The organism is Myxococcaceae bacterium JPH2 (genome assembly GCA_016458225.1).
Taxonomy (GTDB): domain Bacteria; phylum Myxococcota; class Myxococcia; order Myxococcales; family Myxococcaceae; genus Citreicoccus.
Genome location: JAEMGR010000001.1, coordinates 838,133 through 862,396, shown reverse-complemented (window position 1 = coordinate 862,396; position 24,264 = coordinate 838,133). Strand labels below are relative to the sequence as shown.

The 24,264-nt window shown below is 67.3% G+C and carries 21 protein-coding genes and 1 tRNA gene; 12 read left to right on the top strand and 10 right to left on the bottom strand.

The features are described 5' to 3' along the window. Positions 1-160: 160 nt before the first annotated feature. On the bottom strand, positions 161-1,084 hold the full coding sequence (locus JGU66_03570; GenBank protein MBJ6759826.1) for an acyl-CoA desaturase: 924 nt from the start codon (positions 1,082-1,084) through the stop codon (positions 161-163). A 162-nt stretch (positions 1,085-1,246) separates the two neighbouring features. Continuing rightward, positions 1,247-2,677: a site-2 protease family protein gene (locus tag JGU66_03565; protein ID MBJ6759825.1), complete on the bottom strand. Its 1,431-nt coding sequence runs from the start codon at positions 2,675-2,677 to the stop codon at positions 1,247-1,249. 92 nt (positions 2,678-2,769) lie between these two features. Here JGU66_03565 and dusB point away from each other — a divergent pair, with 92 nt between their 5' ends. Continuing rightward, positions 2,770-3,783: a tRNA dihydrouridine synthase DusB gene (gene dusB / locus JGU66_03560; protein MBJ6759824.1), complete on the top strand. Its 1,014-nt coding sequence runs from the start codon at positions 2,770-2,772 to the stop codon at positions 3,781-3,783. On the opposite strand, the gene JGU66_03555 is transcribed toward dusB, so the two are convergent. After that, entirely contained in the window at positions 3,762-5,075 is a 1,314-nt protein-coding gene (locus JGU66_03555) for a glycoside hydrolase family 1 protein (GenBank protein MBJ6759823.1), read from the bottom strand. The genes dusB and JGU66_03555 overlap by 22 nt on opposite strands. A 340-nt stretch (positions 5,076-5,415) precedes the next feature. Here JGU66_03555 and JGU66_03550 point away from each other — a divergent pair, with 340 nt between their 5' ends. From JGU66_03550 to pyk, 4 genes are all read left to right on the top strand, one after another. Continuing rightward, positions 5,416-5,613 carry a hypothetical protein gene (locus tag JGU66_03550; GenBank protein MBJ6759822.1) on the top strand — a complete coding sequence of 66 codons (198 nt, stop codon included), beginning with the start codon at positions 5,416-5,418 and terminating at the stop codon, positions 5,611-5,613. An 88-nt stretch (positions 5,614-5,701) separates the two neighbouring features. Further along, complete coding sequence (locus JGU66_03545) at positions 5,702-7,159, top strand: DUF814 domain-containing protein (GenBank protein ID MBJ6759821.1); 1,458 nt, start codon at positions 5,702-5,704, stop codon at positions 7,157-7,159. Between the two features lie 132 nt (positions 7,160-7,291). Then, on the top strand, positions 7,292-8,113 hold the full coding sequence (locus JGU66_03540) for a hypothetical protein (protein MBJ6759820.1): 822 nt from the start codon (positions 7,292-7,294) through the stop codon (positions 8,111-8,113). A 100-nt stretch (positions 8,114-8,213) separates the two neighbouring features. Then, entirely contained in the window at positions 8,214-9,641 is a 1,428-nt protein-coding gene (pyk, locus tag JGU66_03535) for a pyruvate kinase (protein MBJ6759819.1), read from the top strand. Positions 9,642-9,689: 48 nt separating this feature from the next. On the opposite strand, the gene JGU66_03530 is transcribed toward pyk, so the two are convergent. Next, complete coding sequence (locus JGU66_03530) at positions 9,690-11,111, bottom strand: GAF domain-containing protein (GenBank protein MBJ6759818.1); 1,422 nt, start codon at positions 11,109-11,111, stop codon at positions 9,690-9,692. Between the two features lie 260 nt (positions 11,112-11,371). Here JGU66_03530 and JGU66_03525 point away from each other — a divergent pair, with 260 nt between their 5' ends. Beyond that, entirely contained in the window at positions 11,372-12,025 is a 654-nt protein-coding gene (locus tag JGU66_03525) for a ribulose-phosphate 3-epimerase (protein ID MBJ6759817.1), read from the top strand. A gap of 7 nt (positions 12,026-12,032) precedes the next feature. Here JGU66_03525 and JGU66_03520 read toward each other — a convergent pair whose 3' ends face one another. After that, positions 12,033-12,416, bottom strand: coding sequence for a response regulator (locus JGU66_03520; protein MBJ6759816.1), 384 nt, complete (start codon positions 12,414-12,416; stop codon positions 12,033-12,035). 269 nt (positions 12,417-12,685) lie between these two features. Here JGU66_03520 and JGU66_03515 point away from each other — a divergent pair. Then, a tRNA-Pro gene (locus tag JGU66_03515) sits at positions 12,686-12,762 on the top strand. A gap of 137 nt (positions 12,763-12,899) precedes the next feature. On the opposite strand, the gene JGU66_03510 is transcribed toward JGU66_03515, so the two are convergent. From JGU66_03510 to JGU66_03495, 4 genes are read right to left on the bottom strand one after another with little or no spacing between them, the layout of a single operon-like run. Continuing rightward, the gene (locus tag JGU66_03510) at positions 12,900-13,697 is read right to left on the bottom strand and encodes an immunity 49 family protein (protein MBJ6759815.1); all 798 of its coding nucleotides are present in this window, start codon (positions 13,695-13,697) and stop codon (positions 12,900-12,902) included. 11 nt (positions 13,698-13,708) lie between these two features. Next, positions 13,709-14,284, bottom strand: coding sequence for a hypothetical protein (locus JGU66_03505; GenBank protein MBJ6759814.1), 576 nt, complete (start codon positions 14,282-14,284; stop codon positions 13,709-13,711). A gap of 18 nt (positions 14,285-14,302) precedes the next feature. After that, positions 14,303-15,052, bottom strand: a complete 750-nt coding sequence (locus JGU66_03500) for an AHH domain-containing protein (GenBank protein ID MBJ6759813.1) — start codon at positions 15,050-15,052, stop codon at positions 14,303-14,305. A gap of 15 nt (positions 15,053-15,067) precedes the next feature. Then, on the bottom strand, positions 15,068-17,581 hold the full coding sequence (locus JGU66_03495) for a TIGR02270 family protein (GenBank protein MBJ6759812.1): 2,514 nt from the start codon (positions 17,579-17,581) through the stop codon (positions 15,068-15,070). A 189-nt stretch (positions 17,582-17,770) separates the two neighbouring features. Here JGU66_03495 and JGU66_03490 point away from each other — a divergent pair, with 189 nt between their 5' ends. The 5 genes from JGU66_03490 (at position 17,771) to JGU66_03470 (ending at position 23,090) form a co-directional block, all read left to right on the top strand. Further along, complete coding sequence (locus tag JGU66_03490; GenBank protein ID MBJ6759811.1) at positions 17,771-18,235, top strand: DUF4150 domain-containing protein; 465 nt, start codon at positions 17,771-17,773, stop codon at positions 18,233-18,235. 303 nt (positions 18,236-18,538) lie between these two features. After that, a complete protein-coding gene (locus tag JGU66_03485) occupies positions 18,539-19,726 on the top strand; it encodes an FAD-dependent monooxygenase (GenBank protein ID MBJ6759810.1) in 1,188 nt (395 codons plus the stop codon). Further along, on the top strand, positions 19,723-20,385 hold the full coding sequence (locus JGU66_03480) for a TetR family transcriptional regulator (GenBank protein MBJ6759809.1): 663 nt from the start codon (positions 19,723-19,725) through the stop codon (positions 20,383-20,385). The genes JGU66_03485 and JGU66_03480 overlap by 4 nt, the downstream gene beginning before the upstream one ends. A 162-nt stretch (positions 20,386-20,547) precedes the next feature. Then, on the top strand, positions 20,548-20,985 hold the full coding sequence (locus JGU66_03475; GenBank protein MBJ6759808.1) for a hypothetical protein: 438 nt from the start codon (positions 20,548-20,550) through the stop codon (positions 20,983-20,985). Positions 20,986-21,446: 461 nt separating this feature from the next. After that, positions 21,447-23,090: an O-antigen ligase family protein gene (locus JGU66_03470; GenBank protein ID MBJ6759807.1), complete on the top strand. Its 1,644-nt coding sequence runs from the start codon at positions 21,447-21,449 to the stop codon at positions 23,088-23,090. Here the strand turns inward: JGU66_03470 and JGU66_03465 are convergent. Next, a complete protein-coding gene (locus tag JGU66_03465; GenBank protein MBJ6759806.1) occupies positions 23,044-23,934 on the bottom strand; it encodes a transglycosylase domain-containing protein in 891 nt (296 codons plus the stop codon). The two genes, JGU66_03470 and JGU66_03465, sit on opposite strands and share 47 nt — an antisense overlap. Between the last annotated feature and the right edge of the window lie 330 nt (positions 23,935-24,264).

Genomic DNA, 24,264 nt, shown 5'->3' with positions numbered 1-24,264 from the left:
CGCCTCATCGGACTCGTCGGCCGCACCCGCGCGGACCGGCACCTTCCCGGTACGCACGGGCTCGATTTCGGGTTGCAGCGAGGGCGGCGTCACGGCGCGCGGACTCTATCCGGGAGCCTCGTTCGGGAGGAGCGCGGCGGGGTGCGGATGGCGGGAGGGCCTACTGCCGCTCGGCCAGCGCCTCGGGAGTGGGCGCGGGTGTGGGGAGGTGCTCCGCGGCGGCGGCCAGGGCCTCGCGGACCTTGTCCTCGGCGTCCTTGCGCCGAGCCGCCAGCGCGCCCCAGAAGCGGGTGGGGGCATTCAGCTCGGCTTGCTGCTCCGGGGTGTACTTGCGGAAGCCGTACTTCACGGCCTCGGACGGCAGGCGCAGGCCCTCCACCACGCGCAGCCACGAGAGCACCTTCAGCGAGTAGTAGCTGAAGTCCACCTCCCACCAGAACCAACCCTGGTTGGCGGTGTTCTGGTGGTAGTGGTGGTTGTTGTGCCACCCCTCGCCGAGCGTGAGGAGCGCCAGCAGCCAGTTGTTGCGGCTGGTGTCGGACGTCCGGTAGCGGCGCTTGCCGAAGATGTGGCTGAGCGAGTTGATGGTGAAGGTGCCGTGGAACAGCAGCGTGGTGCTCACGAAGAGGCCCCACACCAGCATGCTGAAGCCCCCGAGGAAGAAGAGCGCGATGCCCAGCAGCGTCGGCGCCACGAGGTAGTAGCGGTTGAGCCACCGCAGCTCCGGGAAGCGCGCGAAGTCCTTGATGCCGTCCATGCGCGTCTCCACGTACTTGTCGCAGAGAATCCACCCCACGTGGCTCCACCAGAACCCTCGCTGCAGGGGCGAGTGCACGTCCTCGGGCTGGTCCGAGTACCGGTGGTGGTGCCGGTGATGGGCCGCCCACCAGAGGGGGCCCTTCTGCGCGGCGGAGGTGCCCACCAGGGCGATGAGGAACTGGAAGACGCGGCCCGTCTTGTAGGCGCGGTGCGCGAAGTAGCGGTGGTAGCCCGCGGTGATGGCCCACATGCGGACGACGTACAGCGCCAGGCACACCGCCACGTCCACGGGCTTCGCGCCCACCTGGAGCACGAACAGGCACATCAGGTGGACGGCGAAGAAGGGGATGGAGCCGAGCCAGTTGATGCGCTCGATGGGGGCCCTTGCTGCGGAAGGGGGCTGCGTGTGCAAGCGGACCTCAGGGGCCGGGCGGAACGAGGGGCCCAGCCATCCACCGCATCAACGCGTGCTCCTGTCACTCCGCTGTCAGGACGCGCGAGATTCGCGCAGCTCCGACAGCCACGCCTCGAACGCGGGGTGTCCGTGCAGCGGCGCGAGGTCCTCGTCCGACGCCGCGTAGGCCACGTCTCGGAAGCCCAGCTCGCTTGCTCGCCGCAAGAGGCGCACGGCGTCCGCGACGTTGCGGGCCCGGGAGAAGGCGCAGGCCGCGTCGTAGGCGATGCCGGGGTCCGGCACGAACTCGAGCGCGGCCTCGCTCACCGCCGCCGCCTCCGAGTAGGCGCCCCGGATGAAGAGCGCTCGCTCGGCGCACTGGAACGCGGCCGCGGGCTCCACCTGGGGGAGCCGCAGCGCCTCCTGCACCTTGCCCATGCGGATGAGCGAGCCGGCGAACTCGTGCAGCACGGTCCGGTCCCCCGTCTCGCGCCACGCCAGCTCCCACGCCGCCACGGCCTTCTGCTCATCTCCGATGAGGGACAGCGCCGCGGCCATGGCGTGCGTCTCCACCTGGGGATGGGCCTGCACCTGGGAGAAGTGGTCCAGCGCCACGCGGCCCTGGCCCTGCTTCAGCGCCACCCAGCCCAGCAGATGGTGGGCGCGGCTGGCGTGCGTGGGCGTGAGCGCCTCGCTCTCCAGGACGAAGTGGCCCAGCCGGCGCGCGTCATCCAAGCGCCCCGCGGCCAGGGCCTCGCGCGCGTCGAGCAGGGCCTGCATCTCGGCCTCCTCCAGGCGGACGGTGTCGCCCTTGAGGCCCACGGACACCATGCGCAGGGCCCGGAAGCCGAACATGGCGAAGAGGAAGGTGAGGAACAGGCCGCCACCGCGCGCCCAGCTCAGCGCCACGACGCCCAGGCACAGCAGCAGCGACAGTCCGCCAGACACCAGGAGGCCCCTGCGCCCGAACACGCGCGTCGCCACCGCGGTGCTGATGTGTCCACCATCCAGCGGCGGCACGGGCAGCAGGTTGAGCACGGCCCAGAAGACGTTGGCCTCGAAGAAGTGCTGGAGGAAGAAGTACGCGGCGGGCGGCACCGTGTCCAAGGAGCCGAGCACCGCCTTGCACGCGAGCCCCAGGCCCAGGCCCGCCATGGGGCCCGCCAGGCTGCTGAAGACCTCGCGGTGCCAGGGCAGCGGCGCGGTGGCGTGCGGGTCCGTCACCCCGCCCAGGAAGACGAGCGAGATGCGCGGCTGGTAGCCGTACAGGCGGAAGACCACCGCGTGCCCCAGCTCGTGCACGAGCACCGACACGAAGACGATGAGCATCCACGAGAGGACGTAGGTGAGCACGGCGCTGCCGTAGCCCGGCGCCTGCGGGTCCATGAGGCGCTCCCCCAGCCAGCCCGCCGCCGTGGAGCCGCGGCCCGCGGTGGGCAGCGACTGGTAGGCGAGCGCCGCGGAGAACATCAGGTGGGTGAGCTGAACCTCGACGGGAATGCTCCCGAGACGAAACCGGAACATGGCGAGGGACCTTAACCGCTGGGGACCGTGCGCGCAGTCCGTTGCTCGTCCACTGCAACCCGGGGGTCAATCCGCTAGGTTCCCCCGCCTCCATGTTGCCGATTGGTCCCTACGCCCTGCCCAACCCGTACATCCTCGCGCCCATGGCCGGGGTGAGCGAGCGGCCCTTCCGCGTCATCGCCTTCCGCCTGGGCGCCGCCCTGTGCCCCACGGAGCTGGTCAGCTCCCAGGGGCTCATGCGCGCCAACCAGCGCACGCTCAAGTACCTGCGCTTCGACCCCGAGGTGGAGCGGCCCTACTCGCTCCAGATTTTCGGAGGCGACCCGGAGGCCATGGCGCTCGCGGCCCAGGTGGGCAAGTCCCACGGCGCGCAGGTCATCGACATCAACATGGGCTGTCCGGTGAAGAAGGTGACGCGCAACGGGGCGGGCAGCGGCCTGTTGTGCGACATCCCCCGGGCGGCGGACATCGTCCGGCGCATTCGCGAGGCCACGGGCCTGCCCGTCACCTGCAAGATTCGCTCTGGCTGGGACGCGAAGACGCTCAACTACCTCCAGGTGGCCGAGGCGCTCCAGGAGGCGGGCTGCGCGGCGCTGGCCATCCACCCGCGCACGCGCGAGCAGGGCTACTCGGGCCGGGCGGACTGGAGCTGCATCACGGACCTGAAGCGCCACTTCCCCACGCTGCCCATCATCGGGAACGGGGACGTGAAGACGCCCGAGGACGCCCGCCGCATGCGCGAGAGCACCGGCTGCGACTACGTGATGATTGGCCGGGGCGCGCTGGGCAACCCGTGGATATTTCGCGAGCTGGCCGGAGGCCCGCCGCCCACGCCTGAGGAGCGCTGCCTGCTGGTGCTGGCCCACTTCCGCGAGCACGTGGCCTTCGTGGGAGACCCGGTGGGCGCGGCGCGCTCCTTCCGCCGCCACCTGGGCTGGTACGCCCACGGCCTGAGCGGCGCGGCGGCCTTCCGCGCCGAGGTGAACCAGCTCGATACGCCCGCGGAGGTGGAGGCCGCCGTGGCCCGCTTCTTCGTGCGCGCGGACGTGGACGCCGCGCCGCCGGACGAGGAGCAGGACGTGGACTACCGCGCGGCGCTCGGCTGAGCGACCTCGCCGGGGGCGATGAGCCGCCGCCCGGTGGCCACCGCGCGGTAGTAGTCGCACGCGGGGGTGGGGCGGCGCTCCAGCGTCTGGAAGTCCACGTGGTACAGGCCGAAGCGCGGCCCCCAGCCCTCCAGCCACTCGAAGTTGTCGAGCAGGCTCCAGTAGAGGTAGCCGCGCACGTCCACGCCCTCGGCCCGCGCGGCCAGCACCTGGGCCAGGTGTGCATGGATGTAGCTCGGCCGGCGCTGGCCTCCGCGGTCGTCGATGCCGTTCTCCGTAATCCACACGGGGCGGTCGTACCGGCGCACCTCGCGCAGAATCTGGAGGAAGCCCTCGGGCCAGTCCTCCCAGCCGATGTCCGTGTAGCCCCGCTCGCGCCGGTCCCGGTACTTGAACTCGATGAACGGCGGGCGCGGCACGAAGCGCAGGTGCGCGCGCGTGTAGTAGTTGACGCCCACGAACTCCACCGAGTCGCGCGCGCCGGGGATGTCCACCCGCGTGGAGGCCACGCCCGGCATGCTGACGCGCAGCTTCCCGGAGGACAGCGCCTCGTGGAACGCGTGGTTGTAGGCCTGGGCGCTCAGCTGCACCAGGGCGCGGTCCATGGGGTGCCACCAGCGGTCCGGCGCGAAGGCCAGCATGTTCTGCGAGATGCCCAGCTCCACCCGGCCCAGGCGCTCGAGCAGCTCCTCGCGCGCGGCGACGTGTGCGCGCACCAGGTTCTCCATCGCCGCCATGGTGCGCGGGCCGTCCGCGATGCCCGGCGGAATGGCGCCCTGGAGGTAGCCGCCCAAGAGCAGCACCATCGGCTCGTTGAAGGAGATGACGAGCGCGTCGAGTCCCTCCAGGAGCGGCGCCACCCGGCGGACGTAGCGCCGGAAGGCCTCCACGCTCGCGGGCAGGTGCCACGGCGTCAGGCGGGCGAACCAGGTGGGGTGCGTGAAGTGGTGCAGCGTCACGACGGGCCGCAGGCCGTGGGCGCGCATCCGCGAGAGCCGCTCGCGGTAGGCCTCCAGCGCCGCCTCGTCGAAGCGGCCCGGCTCGGGCTCCACGCGCGCCCACTCGAGCGAGATGCGGAACGCCGTGGCGCCCACCGCGCGCGCCAGGGCGTAGTCCTCCTCGAAGCGGTTCCAGTGGTCCACCGCGGGGCCGCATCGCGCGTGCGGCTCCTTCAACTTTCCGGCCCGCTCCCACTCGGCCCAGTCGTTCTCGATGCCGCCCTCCACCTGGTACGCCGACGTGGCGACGCCGAAGGTGAAGTGCTCGGGGAAGGTCTGCGCGTGGACGCTCATGCTGGGCGCGGACCCTACGGCCTCGCCCAACGCGGGGGAAAGCGCGGCGTCATGCAGCGCAGATGCGCGACAGCGGACAGTGCGCCGCGCGCGCGGTGCCCAACGCGTCCGGGGCCGGAAAATCGGCCTCGCGCGCGTTTGGCGCGGGCCTCGCGAGTGCCCACTCCGCGCGTTGGACGCGCCCGAAGCCGAGAAATCGGCCTCGCCCCGCGATGCGATACATCACCATGCGTTGACACACTGGCATGTCGCCCGTACCATTCACTTCAAGCACTCACTTCCATTAATGCGAGTGCAGGGCTCGCCATGCGCGGGCCAATCACCTGAACGGAGGGTTCCGATGGCCGCGAAGAAGTCCGCGAAGAAGAAGACCGCGTCGAAGAAGACCGCGACGAAGAAGACCGCCCGCAAGACCACCGCCGCGAAGACGGCGAAGAAGGGCGCGGCGAAGAAGACGGCGAAGAAGACGGCCCGCAAGGCGCCGGCTCGCAAGCGCGCCTCGTCGGCTTCGTCGGCTCCGGCCCCCACCGAGGGCTGAAGCACGGCGTCATCTTCGGACGCGATTGACGTCCGGTGAACGGCTCGGCGGAATCCGCCGGGCCGTTTTTCTTTTTCCGGAGGGCCCCATGTCGCTGCGTCCCGTCGAGTTCGAGCAGGTTCTGACGGAGGTAGCGGAGCGGCTCGTCGGGTCGGTGGCGCAGAAGGCGTGGTGCCCGCTGCCCCGCCTGCTGTACGTGGAGCTGAGGGTCCCCGGTCGCTCCCACCTCCTGTGTCTGTGCGCGGAAGGGGACCTGGCGCGCGTCTCCGTGGCGGCTGATCGCTTCCCCACCCCGGGAGAGCCCGCTCCCTTCCAGCGCTGGCTGCGCCAGGAGCTGACGGGCTTCAAGCTCGAGGGCGCCCGCTGGATGGAGGCTGAGCGGGTGGCCGTGTTCGACTTCGCTCGCGAGGACGCGCGCCGTCGCCTGGTGCTGGAGGTAGGCGCGCCTGGTGGCATCGTCCTGCTGAGCGAGAGTGGCCGCGTGCTGATGCTCTCCGGCGAGGGCTTCGCGCAGCGCCGCTCGCTCCACCCGGGCGCGACGTGGACTCCGCCCGAGCCCGTCTCCGCTGAGTCGCTCGCGAAGGGACGCGCGCAACCCTCCCGGCTCACGCCGGACCCAGAGGCGGCCCTGCCGCTGCTGGAGTCCTCCGAGCGACTGCTGGGACAGAAGGACAAGGCGAGTCGCGCCGAGACCATTCGCCGCCGACTGGCGCAGCCGTACCGCGCGCGCCTCAAGCGCTCCGGTCGCACGCTGGAGAAGGTCCGCGCGGAGGCGGCGCGTGGCCCCGAGTCCGAAGAGCATCGGAAAGTGGGCGAGCTGCTCGCGCAGAACCTCCACCGCCTCAAGCGCGGCGTCACCGAGGTGACGCTCACGGCCTACACCGAGTCCGGCGTGGAGGAGGTGCGGGTGAAGCTGGACCCGAAGCGCGGCCCCAAGGAGGAGGCGGACTGGCGCTTCCATCAGTACCGGCGCCTGCAGCGCGGCGTGGAGCAGGCGCGACACCGCGAGGCGGAGCTGTCGCGCGAGGTGGCGCACGCGCAGGAGGCGCTCTCTCAGATTGAACAGATGGACGAGGCGGCCCTCCTGGCCCAGGCCGAGGTGCTCCACGTGGCGTCCGGCGAGGACGGCACGGCGGTGGGCCGGCCCTTCAAGGAGTACGTGGGCCACGGCGGCGCGCGCATCTGGGTGGGGCGCGGCTCCGAGGACAATGACGCCCTCACCTTCAAGGTGGCGCGGCCCTGGCACCTGTGGCTGCACGCGCGGGGCGTGCCGGGCAGCCACGTGGTGATTCCGCTGGAGCGCAGCGGCGAGCCCACACAAGAGGTGTTGTTGGATGCCGCGCATCTGGCGCTCCACCACTCCGGCGCGAAGGGCGAGCCGCGCGGCGAGGTGAGCTATGTGCCGGTGAAGTTCGTTCGCAAGACGAAGGGCGGGGCGCCAGGCTCGGTGACGTACTCGCGCGAGAAGACCTTCGTGGTGCGCATGGAGCCGGAGCGACTGGAGCGCTTGTTGAAGTCCCGTCACGGCGAGCCTTCCGCTTCCTGACGTCTGCGGGCCGGTGTTGGCGGGCGCGGTTGACGGGCTGACGGAGGGCAGGCGGGCGAGAGTCGTCGGCCTTGAGTCCCGAGGGGTGGCGGGTACGATGCCCTTCGCGTGACGCCCGAGCACACCCGTCAGATGTCCCTCTTCCCGCGTGGCCTCTCCGCGGCGGCCCGCAGCGCCGCGGCCCCTGCCACGCCCGAGCCTCGGACACCGGCGCCGCTGCCGCCGCGTCACCGCGTGCCCGAGGAAGCGCCCCGCATGCTCACCTCCACACGCGACGAGCTGTGGACGCGCGCCGAGACCCTCGCCTATCGCTTGAGCGCCGACCTGGGCATGCCCGTGCGGCTGGCGGTGACGGACAACCGCTCCACCATGGTGTCCTTCCGCCGCGGCTCGAGCGCGCTCCAGCTCCGGCTCCACCACATGTTCCTGGACGCGCCCGAGCCCGTGGTGCGCGCGGTGGCGGACTACGCGGGCCGCGGCCACCGCAGCGCGGGCGGCGTGCTGGACGACTACATCCGCGGGCAGCAGCCGCGCATCCGCCAGATGCGCCGCGAGTCAGACGCCGAACTCAATCCGCTCGGGCGCTGCTTCGACCTCCAGGCGATGTTCCACTCCGTCAACGCGACCTTCTTCGGCAGCAACATCCAGGCGCGCATCGGCTGGGGCCGCATGCCGCCGCGCCGTCGCCGCAAGTCCATCCGCCTGGGCGTCTACGACCACCAGACGCGCGAGATTCGCATCCACCCCGCGCTGGACCGGCCCGAGGTGCCCGCCTTCTTCGTGGAGTTCATCGTCTTCCACGAGATGCTCCACCAGCTCTTCCCCAGCACGGGACGAGGCGGGCGCCGCGTGCATCACCCGAGAGCCTTCCGGGAGCGCGAGCGGACGTATCCGCACTACACCGCTGCGCTGCGTTGGGAGCGCGAGAACCTGGGTGTGCTGTTGCGCGGTTGAAGGCTCTGCTGCCCGCAGGCTCATTTACCGTTTTACCGAGCGGAGGCCGCTCGTTGCGTGCTTGACCCCGTCGGTGGCTGCACCCATCCTCGCGGGCTCTATGCGACGAGCGAAGATTGTCTGCACCCTCGGTCCCGCCAGCCAGAGCCAAGAGATGTTGGAGGCGCTGCTGGAAAACGGAATGGACGTGGCCCGCCTCAACTTCTCCCACGGCAGCCACGAGCAGCATCAGGAGAACATCGACAAGTTGCGCGCGGCCTCGCTGAAGGTTCGCAAGGCCGTGGGCATCCTGGGCGACCTCCAGGGGCCGAAGATTCGCACGGGCCGCTTCATCACCGGCAGCACCGAGCTGAAGAACGGCGGCGTCTTCCACATCACCACGGATGAGAGCGTGAAGGGCACGGATGAAATCGTGTCCACCACGTACCCGTTCCTCGCCGCGGACGTGAACCCCGGCGACCGCATCCTCCTGGATGACGGTCTGCTCGAGCTGCGCGTGCTGGAGACGGACAAGCAGCAGCTCATCAAGACCGAGGTCATCCACGGCGGCACGCTGAAGAACAACAAGGGCATCAACCTGCCCGGCGTGGCGGTGCGCGCGGCGGCGCTGACCCCGAAGGACCGCGAGGACCTGGTGTTCGGCCTGAAGGCCGGCGTGGACTACATCGCGCTGTCGTTCGTGCGCCAGCCGTCGGACCTGGACACGGCCCGGCAGGCGATGGCGGAGGTGGGCCGCTCGGTGCCCATCATCTCCAAGCTGGAGAAGCCCGAGGCGATTGCCCGCCTCGACGCCATCCTCGACAAGACAGACGGCGTGATGGTCGCGCGTGGCGACCTGGGCGTGGAGATTCCTCCCGAGGAAGTGCCGGCCGTCCAGAAGGACATCATCCGGCGCTCCAACCTGCGCGGCCTGCCCGTCATCGTGGCCACGCAGATGCTCAACTCGATGATCGAGAACCCCCGGCCCACCCGCGCCGAGGCGAGCGACGTGGCCAACGCCGTGTACGACGGCGCGGACGCGGTGATGCTCTCCGGCGAGACGGCCAGCGGGAAGTTCCCCATCGAGTCCGTGCAGATGATGGAGCGCATCATCCTGGCGGCCGAGTCGTCCTCGCGCTCGCAGCACCTGATGCGCGGCCTGGAGATGCCGTTCGGGCAGCAGGTGAACTTCCCGGACGTCATCGCGCGCGTGGCGTGCGAGGCGGCCAAGGCGAGCAACGCGTCGCTCATCGCGGCGTTCACGCTGTCGGGTGTGACGGCGCGCCTGTTGGCGCACTACCGGCCGTCGGTGCCCATCATCGCGTTCAGCCCGAACCAGGAGGTGCGCCGCCGCCTCTCGCTGGTGTGGGGCGTGGTGCCGCGCGTGCTGGAGCCCATCCAGGAGTCGGAGGCCATGGTGCGCCGCGTGGAGGAGGAGCTGCTCGCGCGGGGGCTCGCTCGCCAGGGTGACCGCATCGTCATCGTCTTCGGCGCGCCCGTGGGTCAGCCCGGGAAGATCAACAGCCTGCGCCTGCACACCATCCGCTGAGATGAAGCCCCAGGTCCTCTCCTCATCCTGGAGGAGGGGACCGGGCCATCAGCGCTTGAGCGCCTTGCGCGGAATCTCCGCCTCGACGAAGACGGTGAACAGCTCCGGGTCGAGCTGCCCGGAGCGGGCCTCCTTCTGGAGGATGTCGAGCGCGAGCGTGTGCGGCACGGCCTTCTTGTAGGGCCGGTCGCTGGCGGTGAGCGCGTCGTAGATGTCCGCGATGGACATCATCCGGGACTGAACGGGGATGGTCGTCTCGGGGATGGCGCGCGGGTAGCCGCTGCCGTCGAGCTTCTCGTGGTGCGCGTAGGCGATTTCCGGCACGCGGCGCAGGGCGCGCGTCCAGGGAATCTGCGAGAGGAACCGGTAGGTGTGCTCCACGTGGCTCTCGATTTCGCGGCGCTCCTCGGAGGAGAGGGTACCGCGGGGGATGGAGAGCGACTGGATTTCCTGCGGGCGCAAGAGCGGCTGGGGCTGCTCGTTCGCGTCGGCGTACGTCAGGCGGCCCAGCTCGGCGAGCCGCTCGAAGCCGCCCTGGGCCAGGACGGTGGGGCGGTTGCAGGTGAGGATGAACTCCATCACCTCATCGAGCTGCTTCATCTCGGTGGTGAGCCGCGCATCCTCCTCGGCGTCGATGTCGGGCAGGGCGCGATCTCCGCGCACGCGCACGGCCGCGAGGCGGCGGCGACAGCTCTGCAGCTGCAAGTCCTTGCGCGCGAGCTGGAAGCGCGAGCGGAGCCCCTCCATCTCGTGCGGGTAGAGCTTCTCGGCCTTGACGAGCACGGGCTCGCGCACGCCCACCTTGCCGAAGTCGTGGAGCAGCGACGCGTATCTCAGCTCCTGCAGCTCCACGGCGGAGAAGCGCAGGTGGGCGTAGGCACCGGAAGGATGGTGCTCGAGCGCCTGGGCGAGCGTGACGGTGAGGTCGGCGACGCGGCCCGAGTGGCCGGCGGTGGTGGGGTCGCGCGCTTCGATGGCGACGACGGAGGCGGAGACGAAGCCCTCGAAGAGGCGGTTGATTTCCTCGTGGAGGAGCGCGTTCTCGATGGCGCCGGCGGCCTGGGCGCCCAGGGCGAGCAGCAGCTCTTCGTCCTCGGCGTCGAAGACGCGCCCGCCCAGCTTGTTGAGGGCCTGGATGACGCCCGTCACGTCGCCGTTGGCGTCGCGCATGGGGACGCAGAGGATGGTCTGCGTGCGGTAGCCGCTGGAGACGTCGAACGAGCGGTTGAAGCGCGCGTCCGCGTAGGCATCCGGGATGTTGATGATGGCGCCCGTGTGCGCCACCTGTCCGGCGATGCCGCTGCCCACCGGGAGGCGAATCTCGCTCTTGGAGCCCTGGGCCACCTTGCTCCACAGCTCGTTGCGCTCGCGGTCGAGCACGAAGAGCGAGCAGCGGTCCGCCTCCACCACCTTGGTGGCCTCGTAGAGGATGAGGGGCAGCAGCAGGTCCAGGTCCCGCTCGGCGCTCATCGCCTTGGCGACATCCAGGATGGACGTCAGTTTGGCCAGGCGACGCGAGAGGTTGGGGACGGGGGACTCGGAGGGGGCATGCACCGGGGCTGGCTCCGGGGAGGCGGGTCGGGACCGCAGGGCTTCAAGGTTGTAGCACGGCGGCACGAGCCCTTGCCCACGGTGGCCCACCTGGACGGTGGGGAGGGGATGTCCGCCAGTGTCCTGGTCGGGCGAGCGGACGTACCCGGACGGGGTCGAAGCGGCTATGAAGCGCCGCCATGAAACGCCCTGTTCGCATCGCCCCCTCGCTCCTGTCGTCTGACTTTGGCCGCCTCGCCGAGGAGGTCCGCGCCGTGGAAGCGGCGGGCGCGGACCTGATTCATGTGGACGTCATGGATGGTCGCTTCGTCCCCAACATCACGCTGGGGCCGGTCATCGTCGAGGCCATCAAGCGGGTGGCGACGAAGCCGCTGGACGTGCACCTGATGATTGTGGAGCCGGAGAAGTACGTGGACGCGTTCGTGAAGGCGGGCGCGGACATCCTGACGGTGCACGTGGAGGCGAGCCCGCACCTGCACCGGACGCTGCAGCACATCCGTCACGCGGGAGCGAAGGCGTCGGTGGTGCTCAACCCGGCCACGCCGCTGGTGGCGATTGAAGAGGTGCTGGGCGAGCTGGACATGGTGCTGCTGATGAGCGTGAACCCCGGCTTCGGGGGACAGAGCTTCATCGAGGCCACGGTCGACAAGGTCCGCCGGCTGCGCGCGATGCTGGACGCGCGAGGGTTGGACGTGGACATCGAGGTGGACGGCGGCATCAACGCGCAGACGGCGAAGCGCGTGGTGGACGCGGGCGCGACGGTGTTGGTGGCGGGCAGCTACGTGTTCGGCGCGAAGGACTACGCCGCGGCCATCCGCTCGCTGCGACCGTGAGCGGCGCTCACGAGCGCGCGTGCGCCACGGAGATGGCCAGGCGCGCGATGCGGGTGATGAAGGTGGGGTCGAAGGGCTTCACCTCGTAGTCGTCGGCGCCCAGTTCGAAGCACACGTGACGGGTGAACTGGTCCTCGACGCCGCTGAGGATGATGACCTTGCAGTCGCGGGTGAGCGGATCCTGCTTGAGCTGCGCGAGCAGGTCCCTCCCGTCCTGGTGCTGATTGATGTCCAGGATGATGACGGCGGGCTGGTGCTGCCGGGCCAGCTCGAGCACGCGCTCGGAGGTGGTGTCGGAGACGCAGGTGAGGCCGGACCGCCGGGCCTCTCGTGCAAGCGCGGAGACGATGAGTGGCTCATCGTCCGAGATGAGGATGACCGGGGGCGTCATGGTCCTCTTCGGTTGCAACGATTCCGGGATAGGGGAGGCTCCGGAGTCGGTGTCATGCCTATCCTGGAGTACAGGAATGTCAGGGTGTTTGGAAGAGGGATGAAGGATGCCCTGGGGGGCACCTGAGTCTGCTGGGACCCTGGACGGGGGGACGAGGGGTGGGAAAGAAAAGGTGATCCGAAGGGCGTTGACTCAGCGAGGCGGCTCGGATATTTCCGCGTCGCCTCGTCGGTCCCGAAGCAGCATGCCGACGCGGTGCATCACATTTTCGGGGAGTGGCTCAGCCTGGTAGAGCACTTGGTTCGGGACCAAGGGGTCGCAGGTTCAAATCCTGTCTCCCCGACCATTCAAAGGGCGCGGAATCCGAGGAGAAATCCTCGGGTCCGCGCCCTTCGTCTTTCCGGAGTCTGGCCCCGGAGTGGCGGTCACGCATCGGCGTCTGTCGGGCTCGGTGGCCTTCGGGGCTCGAGAGCATCGGGTGGTTCAGGGCTCCAGTGGGAGGTCAGGAAAGCCCAGGGGCTTGAAGGGCGCATAGGCCGTGTGGCGCGCCACGCTGGGACACAGCGGATACTCTGCTTCGGTCTCGAAACCGACTGACTCGGCGAGCTTCAGGAGGGCCAAGCCCTCGACCATGACGTGGCGGTTGGGCTCATACGTGTAGTCATAGTCGCGCGTGGCCTGGAGTTTCTTCATGGTGCGCTCGTACTCGCCGATGAGCGTGGAGAAGGCCTCCAGAAACGAGTCCTGGTCCTTGGAGTACAGCGCCTTGCAGACGTCTAGCCGGGGATCGCTCTGCCCTTCCAGCACCTGCTCATAGCGGGCCAGAGTCCCCTGGAGGGCTGGCGCGTCGGCAGGGTCCTTCCTGATGAAGGTATGGAGGAAGAAGGCATAGGCGAAGTCGTCTTCGTACTCGTGTCCCTTCCACCATGTGGTGGGCGATAGCGCCGCAATGTGTCTCGCCAGCTTCCATTGGCCTGCGGCAATGGCATCAAAGAACGGCCCGGTAACGCTCGCGCGCCGCTGGAAGTCGTCCAGGACGTTCTCGGCTGCGCTCCGGTCCAGGTAGTACTTCCGGGTCAATGCCGATTGGATGAGCCAGTGGAAGAACCCATCCACTTCCATCTCTGTCAGCAGCAGGCAGATGCCCAGGGCGCGGTAATGCGCAGCCATCTCATGGCAAATCTTTCCGAGCGACCTGGCTGACTTCTGACGCGTCGCCACGTCGATGAGCATCCTGACATGAGGGACGATCTGCTGGGGCAGGTCTTCGAGTCTGGGCATGAGGTCGGGGCTCAGCCATTGAACTCAGAAGGTGAGACGAACTTGATTCCCGTCAGGCCTGCAGCCTTGATCTTCTCGATCAGGTCGTCTCGGTAGACTGCGACAAAGGGATAGTGCCTCATCCGGAAGAGTGCCACCTGCGGGGCGATCCGACTCTCGTCGAGCACGATGCTCCTGATGCTCAGGAACACCTCCGGGTTGATGGGGTTCCGTTCGAACGGCGTCTTCTCGAGGTCGATGCACTCCTGCAGCACTGTCTGATGAATGAGCGAGTATGGCTCGGGTTCCTTCCGGCCCTTCAGATTGATGATGCTCACTGGGAGGAATTCGTTGTTCTGGAGCTTCTCGGCTTCGAAGAATGCCTTGGCTCGAGGCGAGACGACGAGCAGGCTTCCCGTGCTGGCAATGAAGTCCTCCAGCTTGATGTCGTTCGGAAACTTCTCGTTCATCTCGTAGTGGGCGTCTGGGGGAAAGCCCGCAGCCAGGGAAACGCCTTGGTGGAATCGGAACTGCTGCTCGACTCCTTGCAACATCTTGAGGCGGCCCGCGCCTCGTCCGATGCGTACCTGGCCAATCATGTATTTCATGGGGATGGGAACTCCAAGCTAGCCGAAGATGGGATTGCGGTCTCCCGCCATGGTGAACGGCACATACCAGTCATCGCCCGGATCATCGACATGGCGCCGATTCCACTTGTCCTCGTTGCCTCCACGGCCTCTGTTGACCAGGTGGTTGCGCCACTTCGTCTGCAATAGCTTGAGGGCGCCGGCGACGTTGACCGCATCCAGCTTGTGCTCTCCGCGGACCGCGTCCACCTGGTTCCAGACATTGTTGAGCAGGTCGTCCTTCAGTAGCTCGTCATACTCCAGATGTCCCCATTGGCTGGGGTTGTGGATAGGCAGGCCTTCAGGATTGGTGGCGCCTGAGTTGAACAGCTTGAGCCAGCGATCTCGGGTCGCTCGTGCGAATGACTTGTCGTTGTTGAACCAGTCCACCCACACCTTGGTGCGCGGGGCGTGCGTGGTCAGCCACTCGAGGTCGATCTTCCTCTGATAATACTGGTCATAGGAGTGGTAGGAGGGTAGGCCAATCATGTTATCGGGGTTGTTGATGTTCCAGTCCGTGATGTGCATCACGTCCTCGAGATACTGGAGCCCGATGTTCTTGCCTGCCTCGGCGACGGATTCGTCAATCATGTCGTCCGGGACGATGTGGTGGGCCTCGTGTCTGGGCCCGCGATAGCCAGACTTACAAGAGCTCTTGTAGTCCTTGTACGCTGGCTTGCCGTCTTTGACCTTGTCGAACCAGCCGAGGCGTTTCTCCTGGTTCCGGTCGAGGTGCTTCGGCTCTGCCATGGCAGTCCTCCCGCGTCATGAAGGGGCTGCGCTGATGTTCAATGCCCCCTTGAAGCCGTCATCAGCCGCCAACCACACCACACACCGAGGCGAGTGAGCATAGCAACGCGCCAGAGCACGCGCCACCATGCAGACGGCGGCGGGGCCGGTGGCTGCGCCGAGCGCTCCAAACGACTCCGCGACGTGCCAATGCGGAAGCTCGCCCAGGTCGTGTGTTCCCTTCATCCGGACCAGAGCAAACCCCCAGTCCTGGGCCCGCCGCTCGTCGCCATTCAGGTCCCCGACCACCCAGCCAGGTGGCTCGTGCGCAAGCGAAGCCTCTCCTATGGACGCTTGAAGGACTTCCGCGAGTGCGCGCCCAACCCATGGGCTGCCCGCGAGACGATTCGTGTCGTCCCTGGCTTCGCGTGCCCCTCCGAGCCACGCATGAATGGTCGCGCCCCGTTTCTCGGCGGTCCGTCGTTTCTCGACCAGCACGAACGCGGCCCCCTCTCCAGGGAGCATCTTGGCGGGTTGAGTAGGGGACCTCAGGAGTTGGAGGTTGTCGAGCGCCTCCAACGTGAGCGGCTCCACCAGGCTGTCAATGCCTCCCACGATGCAGCGGTTGAGTGTCCCTCGTGCGAGGGCGTCCTCCGCCGCGCGCAAGGCGCGGATGAATCCAAGCTGATCTCCAAAGAACAGGCGGCAATGGTCATGAGGAATCGCCAATCGCGATTGGCGGAGGAGCACCGGGACGAGCATCTGCTCGTATTGGAGCCTCCGTATCTCCGCAGCTCCCGAATCCAGGGGGATGGCCTCTTGGGCGGCTCCTGGCTCTCGCGAGGCCTGCTCAGTGACGCGTTGCTCATGTGCGGACAGGTAGAAGCTGCTCGGAAGGGCAATGAAGAGCCCTGTCTGGGCCCACTCTTTCTCACCACTGCTCGTGGTGAGGTCCTCCAGCGCAGCGGCTCCCAGCCGCGCGAGTCGGCCCATGCCCAAGAAGCCTCGAGTGAGCGTGGAAGCCGTATGCCCCTTCGCGGGCTGCATCTGCTCGCTCTCTGCATCCCATTGCTGGAGGGTGTCCAGCTCCGTGATTCTCAGGATGCCAGCGCGGCTGGCGGCGCAGCTCGAGACCACGTCGCCGCCAATCGAGGAGACCATCCCCAAGGCCGTGACTGCGAGCCCCGCGCTCCGGGAGGACGATGAGGCTGTTCTGTCCTCAAGGCTGCGTCTGGGCGGGGCGCGTGGCGCACTGGCTGGTGCACCCGTTGGCCCCGATGTCATGGTGAAAGGACGATTCAGACTCCCCTCGGGGAGGTGCCGGACCAGTTCGAGCTCTTGGCGCTGGTGGTCCGTGAGGGCCCGGACTGACACGCGGTGCTCGCCATGGGTTCGGATCGCGAGTTCCAGCGCGAGGACGGGGCGCCTCCGCATGCCCCCGTGCCGGAGTTGTTCCAGAAGTTGGCCGGGGGTGAATGGCTTGCCCCTGAAGTGTCGAATGTCTGGATCGAGCTGCGCCCGCGCCTTCTGCCACCATCGGTTGATGGCCTCGACATTCGGGTGCGGTAGCCGTTCGTCGGGGGAGGGGACAAGGTCGGCATCAAGGTCCTCCTCCTCGAGAGGGATGAGTTCTTCAGGCGAGGGAGGTTCATCGATCGCGAACTCCCCCTCCAGAGACAGACCTGTGATGGCTGTGAACGCCTCACCGGCAATCCTGCAGAGCGTGTCTTCGCGCATCCATGTCAGACAGGCTTCGGCCGCTGCTCTCCGGCCGCTAAAGCCGAGTGCCCAGAGCGCATCCTTGCGCAGCTCGGGAACTGCGAGGGTGCCCAGCAGCCGCTGGAACTCATCGGATGAGCCGCCGAGGGCAAGCGCCAGCATGGCAAGGGTGGAGGCGGAGTCCTGACGAGAGACGAGCTCTACGCAGGCGGTCCAGGCCGCGCGGTGGCCAAGCACAAGGCCCGCCTCCAGGGCCGCGTTTCGGACAGGCGTTTCTCTCGACACCAGGCCTTGGGTCAGGAGTGACGGGGCGAGAGATTGGGGAACGCGGGCGGCGGCATGGAACACGGCCTCCTGCAGCACGGGCTCTCCCTGCTCGAAAAGCTGCTCCAGGCTGCAGTCGGGCCGAACGCGGCGAGCCGTCAGCACATCCAGAACGGAGGCGCTGACCTTCGGGGGGGCCTGCTGAAGCAGGGGCATCAGGTGCAATTCGATTCCTCGCCGCTCACACAGTTCAAGGGCGCGGCAGATTGCCGCACGCTGTGGCTCCGTTCCCTCCTGGATGCTCCGGATGAGCAGCTTGACCGCGCTGTCGCTCGCGCCCGTCAGCAAGGCAAGAGCCGTCACGGAGATCCGTTCCTGCTCATCACACACAAGGGCGGGGTGTAGCAGCCGCTCGCCGACGGGGGCACCCCCCAGGATCAGCAGGTCCAGCCTGGCGCGGAGTCGCTCCTCGATCGCGGCGATGTCTGGCAGGGTGAAATCGGGCGACTGCAGCGAACGCTCCCGCTGCGACCAGAGGAATGCGGCCTCATCAAAGCTCTCCTCCATGATGTCCCACCGGATGAGCCGAGGAGGTATTTGGGCAACCTCGTGGCGGACGCCCGCTTCGCGTTCGGAGCTGGGGTGCATATGTGAGGGTTTAGCTACCGCAGTCTTCCGATGTCCAGTCTGGCGGGGCTGGGCCCGCGATGCTCTCCCTGCTATCCTCCTTGGGCTGGTCAATCCCGGAGGGGCACCTTGGGGAACACTGTGGGCGTGAACAAGATGTCTGTGGTGACCAAGGACAGCAATGGAACCACCGTGGCCGTTCCCGATGTGTGCAAGACACCTAGCCCGGGTGGGCCCATCCCGATTCCCTACCCCAATGTTGCCCGCTCCGCGGACACCGCAAAGGGTAGCAAGTCGGTGGAGGTCGAGGGCAATCCGTTGTGCCTGAAGGACTCTAACTTTAGCACCAGCACTGGCGACGAGGCTGGCACTGCTGGCGGTGGAGTGGCCTCTAGCAAGACGAAGGGTAAGGCCGAATTCGTCAACTATTCCTTCGACGTGAAGGTGGAGGGCAAGAACGTCGCCCGGGCGATGGACCTCATGCTCCACAACGACAAGAACACCCCGCCCGCTCCTCTGATTCAGCCTCCTGTCGTGGGCCTGGGAAAGGACAAGACGGAGCCGAAATGCCTCGTATGTGAGGAGCACTTCTAGCGGGGAGCCTCGACACCGGCTCTGCGAACTCCGTGACAGGCGCAAGGTCGAGGCTGGCGACAGCCTCCTTCGCTCCCGTCACTTCCAGGTAACAGAAGGCTTGGCGCGTGAGCCTTGCGTCCTTCCGCCCCAAGCCGAGGTCAATGTGCCGGAATGACGCGATGAGCCGTGAGGCGCCTCGCGTTCTCGACGGACTGCCTGCCCCCACCGGCGCGCTCAGTAGCAAAGGGGGGCTGCGTTCGTGGAAATATTGCCGACGAGGAAAAAGTGCGCGACGCGCATTAATTCGTTAACTCTTGGGGCATGAACAACCGGCGCATTCTCATTTCAGGCGCGAGCATTGCTGGGCCGACGCTCGCCTATTGGCTGGCAAGAAGAGGCTTTCGCCCCACGGTGGTGGAGCGCGCGCCCGCGTTGCGCATGGGGGGAAACGGCGTGGATATCCGCGGGCAGGCGTTGGCGGTGGCGGAGCAAATGGGCATCCTCGACCGCGTCCGGGAACTGGGCACCGATGTCGTTGGAATGTCCTTCGTGGGGGAGCAGAACCAGGTCCTGGCGCGAGTCGACCTGCGCGCCATGCAGCAGGCGGCCGGCAGTGGAGAGGTGGAGATTGTGCGGGGCGCGTTCGCCACGCTCCTCCACGACGTCACGCGGAACGATGTCGAATACATCTGGGATGACTCGATTGAGTCCCTGGTCGAACACACGGGCGGTGTCACCGTTGGCTTCCGGCGCGGCCCCAGTCGTGAGTTCGACCTGGTGATTGGCGCGGATGGCCTGCACTCCAACGTGCGTCGAAAGGCCTTCGGCGACGAAGCACAGTTTGCTCACCACCTGGGCCACTGCTTCGCCACGGCGGCGGCGGATCCGTCGTTGGGTGAGAACCGATGGGTCACCCTGTACAACCTTCCTGGGAAGGTGGCGGGCGTCTATCGCTCTGGGAATCACACCGGGGCGCGCGCGTACTTCATGTGGCGAAGCCCACGCCGCGACTACGACCACCGAGACATGGAGTCCCAGAAACGCTGGCTCCAAGAGGCCTACGCGGGCGTTGGCTGGAGGGTCCCGGAGTTGCTAGCGGGCGCGAGCGCCGACCCGGACTTCTACTTCGATGCGCTCACCCAGACGCGAATGCCTTCCTGGTCACGTGGCCGAGTCGCGCTGGTGGGGGATGCGGCCTATTGCGCCTCACCCGTGACGGGCGCTGGCGCAACCCTCTCCATGGTCGGGGCTTATCGACTCGCGGGGGAGCTGGGCGCGGCGGGAGGCGACCCTGCCCTCGCCTTTCACCGCTACGAGGCCGGCTTTCGGCCCATCATCGAGCGAGCCCAGTCTCAGCTCTTCACAGGGATGCTCGTTCCCAAGAGTCGCTTCAGCCTGTGGTTTCGCAACACGGTAGCGAAGTCGTCGGTCCTCGGTCTGATGGCGGGATGGGAGCGCCGGTTTCAGCCGCGCGTCACACCGTTGCCAGACTACGCTCTGGCTGCATGAGCCCCCGAAGCCCAAGCGATGACTCAACTGGCCACCGAGAGCGCAAGAAGGCCGCGACCCGCGCGGCGCTCTCGCAGGCGGCCCTGGAGTTGGCCTTGGAGCACGGGCTCGACGGCGTCCGGATAGACGACATCGCGAAGCGGGTGGGCGTGTCTCCGCGCACCTTCAACAACTACTTCTCCAGCAAGGAGGCCGCCATCGTCGGAGTGGGCAATGCGCGTGGCGAAACGCTGCTCGCCGCACTCGCTGCCCGGCCGGTGGACGAGGACGTCTGGACAGCCCTCGGGCACGCGGTGCGAACGTTGTTTCCCGAGGACCCGGACCCGGGTTTCACCGCGCGCTCCCACCTGCTCAAGGACGAGCCATCGCTCGCGGCGGAGCAGCTCAAATCGGATGCCGCCCTCGAGCGGGCCCTCGCCGAGGCTATTGCGGAGCGGACGGACACGAACCTCAAGAAGGACCTGTATCCACGTCTGGCGGCAGCCACCTTCTTTGCCGCCGTCCATACCGCCTTGGATGCATGGCTCTCCGCGCCGCGTGGCCCTTCTTTGTCACACCTTCTCTCCAGCGCCCTGGAGCAGATCTCCGAGGGCCTGGCCCCACCGCGAACTGCTCCTCGCTCCACGCGCAAGCGGCCAGTGTTGCTCGACCGGAAATGACACGTCGCAGTGTCTGAGATGTCGGAGTCACCGGTGTCCAGATGGACCGGTAGTTCTGACTTTCTGGTTTGAGCCTATTGAGCGGGCTCCTCGTGACAGGGAGAATCGTGGCTCGGCCTGGACGCAGGTGGCCCACGCCGCTTCCCGAGGAGACGAGACATCATGATGCAGCACGTTCGAGTGTGGGCCGTCTTGGTGTTGGCGGGCATGTCGGTCAGTTGCGGTGTGTCACTTGCCGAAGGTGAGACGTCGTCGAGCCGGCGCCAACGTCTCGTGGGGGCCTACTGTGATGCGCAGACCCTGTGTGACTTGGATGAGGTTTGTGACAGCACCTCCAACACCTGTGTCACCGCGCCGCCTGAGCCCGACCCTTGCGAGACGGTCCAGTGCTGGCCCTGGGAGATGTGCGTCGAGGGGACGTGCGTGGACGACCCGAACAATTGCATGCTCACGGGCTGTGATACGGGCTACACGTGCGAGGGCGGGACGTGCGTGGAGGACTGCCTGGGACAGGGCAACTGCGGCACCTGTGACAACGACTTCAATTGTGAGCCTGGCTACGAGTGCAAGGCTGGCAAGTGTGTGGAAGAAGAGATTTAGAGCCGCTTCATTCAGGAGAATCCAAGACCATGACCAAACATCTGCTGTGCGCTGCCGCTGTGCTGTTTCTCGGAGTGGGGATGGGCTGTGGGTCGCAGTCTCCATCAGCCGCGCGTTTATCCACCACGAAGCAGGCCAATATCTACGCGTACTGTGACGCGAATACCCCGTGTGACGAGGGGGAGTATTGCCGCCGTGGGAATTACTGCTTCCCCGAGCCCAACAATGATGCGTGTGAGGGGGTCACTTGCTCTTGGGGAGAAGTCTGTCTGGACGGGACCTGCGTCGAGAAAGGGCCCGCGAGCTGCGCGGACATGATGGACTGCGGCCCGGGTCAATGGTGCATGGGTGGCATCTGCCAGGGTGGGGAGTAACACCGAGTGACCGTCGCCTCCGCTGACGCGCCGCGAGCAAGTTCAGCCGCGGGGCAAGTTGGCACCGAGTCGGCCGGCGCGAGCTTCGTGCCCGGCCGACTCGAGTTCGTGCTTCTGGGGTTCGCGCTGGTGGGCACCGCGCTGCTGATCGGGGTGGATGGGCTCGAAACCGGGGACCGGTTCTATTTGCCGAAGCGGTTGGTGCTGGGCGCGGTCGCTGCGCTGCTCTCGCTTCGCTGGCTCGTGTCTCCTCAAGAACCTCCTGGAATGGATCGCTCACTGGTGGCTTGGGGTGGCGCGCTGGGCGTGTCGTTCGCCGCCGTTGTGCTGGGGAACTCATCCCTTGTGCCTGGATTCGAGCGGCTTGCATCGGATGCCTCGGCGTGGGTCATTGCGCTGTCGGCTGTGCGCCTCGCGAGGCAGGAGAGAGGGCGCAGTGCACTCGTGTCTTTGCTGACGTGGGCGGCGGTGCTCGTCGCGCTCGTCGCCTTGCTGGAGGCGCTGGGTCTGGCATTGCCTTGGGGAGAGATTCGGCGTCCCGCGTCCACGCTGGGTGGACGCAATCAGGTGGCGGGATTTGTCGCGCTCATCCTCCCGCTGGTGGTTGCTCGTTTCTCGCGTGACGGTGGACGCGTATGGGGCGTCTCGGCGGTCATCCTGGGGACGGTGGTGGTGCTCACGCGGTGCCGGAGCGTGTGGTTGGGGCTCGGCATCGCGGCGCTCATGGTGGGCGTAGGCCTGCTGCGAGCACCAGTGTCCACGGACCTGCGTACGCGTGTTCTGCGCGTGATGCTCGTGTGTGGAGTCTCGGTGGGCCTAGCGGTCTTGATTCCCTGGCCGGGGCTACAGTGGAAGGAGTCTCGTCCGTTCGCGGATTCTGTCTCTCGACTCGTGGAGTATGACCAGGGGTCGGGTCGCTACCGCATCGAGCAGGCCCAGGTGTCCTGGGCCATTGTCGCGTCTTCGCCCTTGCTTGGCGTTGGCCTCACGGGCTGGGGAGATGCCAGTTCGCTGTATGCCCATTCGGCGGGTCTGCATCCGCATCCGTATGGAGATGGCCGGGCGCCTCGGTCGGATCTCCTGCGCGTCTTGGTTGAGACAGGACTGCTGGGATTCGCCGCCCTGATGGGATGGGCGTGGATGCTTGCTCGCAGGGTTCGCGCCGAAGGGGCCGTGGTGCCCGGGCTTGGCGCGGCATTCATTGTTCTCGCCACGCATGCGCTATTTGATCAGCCCCTCCTGCGCGCGGAGCAGCTCGCGGCGATGGGGGTTCTCGTCGGGCTTGTGCTCGCGGGTGCCAGAACGCTCGCGATTCCCATGGCTGGGCGGAGAATTGTTCTCGCGGGCTTGATGCTGTTGGTGATGGGGGGAACGGGCGCGCTGGGCCGCTACTACTGGATTGCGGTCAAGGGGCCGGCGCGCGCACTGGTATCTACGGGGCATGTCGAAGCGCTTGCTCGGGCAGCGCTTCGGATGACGCGGGGACGTGACTGCGAGGCAGCGGCTCCGCTGCTCGACCGAGCCGTCTCAGACGCGCCCCATCTCATCGGTCTCCTGTGCCTGTCAGCGAAGTGTGCAGAGGCGCGCGGCGACCTCGCGTCGGCCCGCGAGTTCGCGCTCCGAGCCGATTCCGTGGAGCCCCATCTCGCATCCAGGCTCCAATCGGCGACGACCCATGACTGCTCTACGGTCCTGCGGTTGTTGGAGTCGGAGAAGGCGCTGAGTCCGTAGTCGACATCATTCCTGGCGCCGAAGACTCGATGTCCAGGCCGCACTCCTGCGCCAGGAACGGCGCGAGGTCATCGCGAGTAACCTGCGCGGGCTCTGGCAGACGCATCGTCGCGAAGCTCACTGGGACGGACGTCTCGGGGCGTGGGGCAAGGAGCGCCCGGCGCGTGAGTTCAGCCTCCTTGAGAGTCTCTCGGGTGATGATGCGCGAGCGATAGAGCTGGCGCAGCACTCTTGCGTGGGAGCGGTTGAAGCGGTCGAGATTGGCTCCCACCAAGGGGGCTCGCGGAGCGGCGATGAGGCTCGCCAGCGTCGCGCTCTCGAATGGAGTCAGTGTCTCGGGGGACTTCCCGAAGTATTCGCGGGCGGCGGCCCTGGCGCCGTAGACACCGTCTCCCCACTCGATGGTGTTCAGATAGAGTTCGAGGATCCGCTTCTTTGAGAGTGTCGCTTCGAGGTCGCGCACGAGAAAGGTCTCGCGCAGCTTCCGCTCCAGGGAACGCTCGGGAGAAAGGAACAGGGTGCGGGCGAGCTGGGCGGTGATGGTGCTGGCGCCGCGCAGTCGACCCGTGAGGACCGCCTGCTGCGCCGCGAGCCGGATTTCTCTCCAGTCAAAGCCCGAGTGTCGGAAGAACTTCATGTCCTCCGCTTTCACGACGGAGCACGCCAGCAAGGGCATGCGTTCGAGCGGCATCCAATCTTCGGGCGCGAGCTGCGCATCCGGCTTGCGATCATGTTCGCGCAGCTGCAGGAGCGCCGTGGTCGTGGGGCGCTCGGTCTGAAGCGAGCTGACATCAGGCGTGCCGTGCCACAGCCAGAGGCCATAGGCGAACGCCCCGAGTCCCATGGCGGCGACAACGAGAAGGGCACGCCGAAACACTCGCTTCACCCTGCTCACTTGCATGTGTACCCGCTCGATGTTCGCTGTCGCGGAGCGTTGGGGCTACCTCTCCGGCGGTTCAGAGCAGCCCTTGTTCGTGTTCAAGCACAGTGGAGATGCGGTCACGAGGAGTTGATCTCGGTCGCGGCGTCTGGAGAGGTGCGCACGGGGTCCCAGCTCTGCTCGGCCTCATGTGGGGCGCCGAGTTCCTGGTGCCGCGCGGCCTGAGGCTCCGTGCCGGTGGCGGCTTCGGTGGCGGTCTCGCTCCCCTGTGCAGGTGGGCCAGTGTGCAGTGTT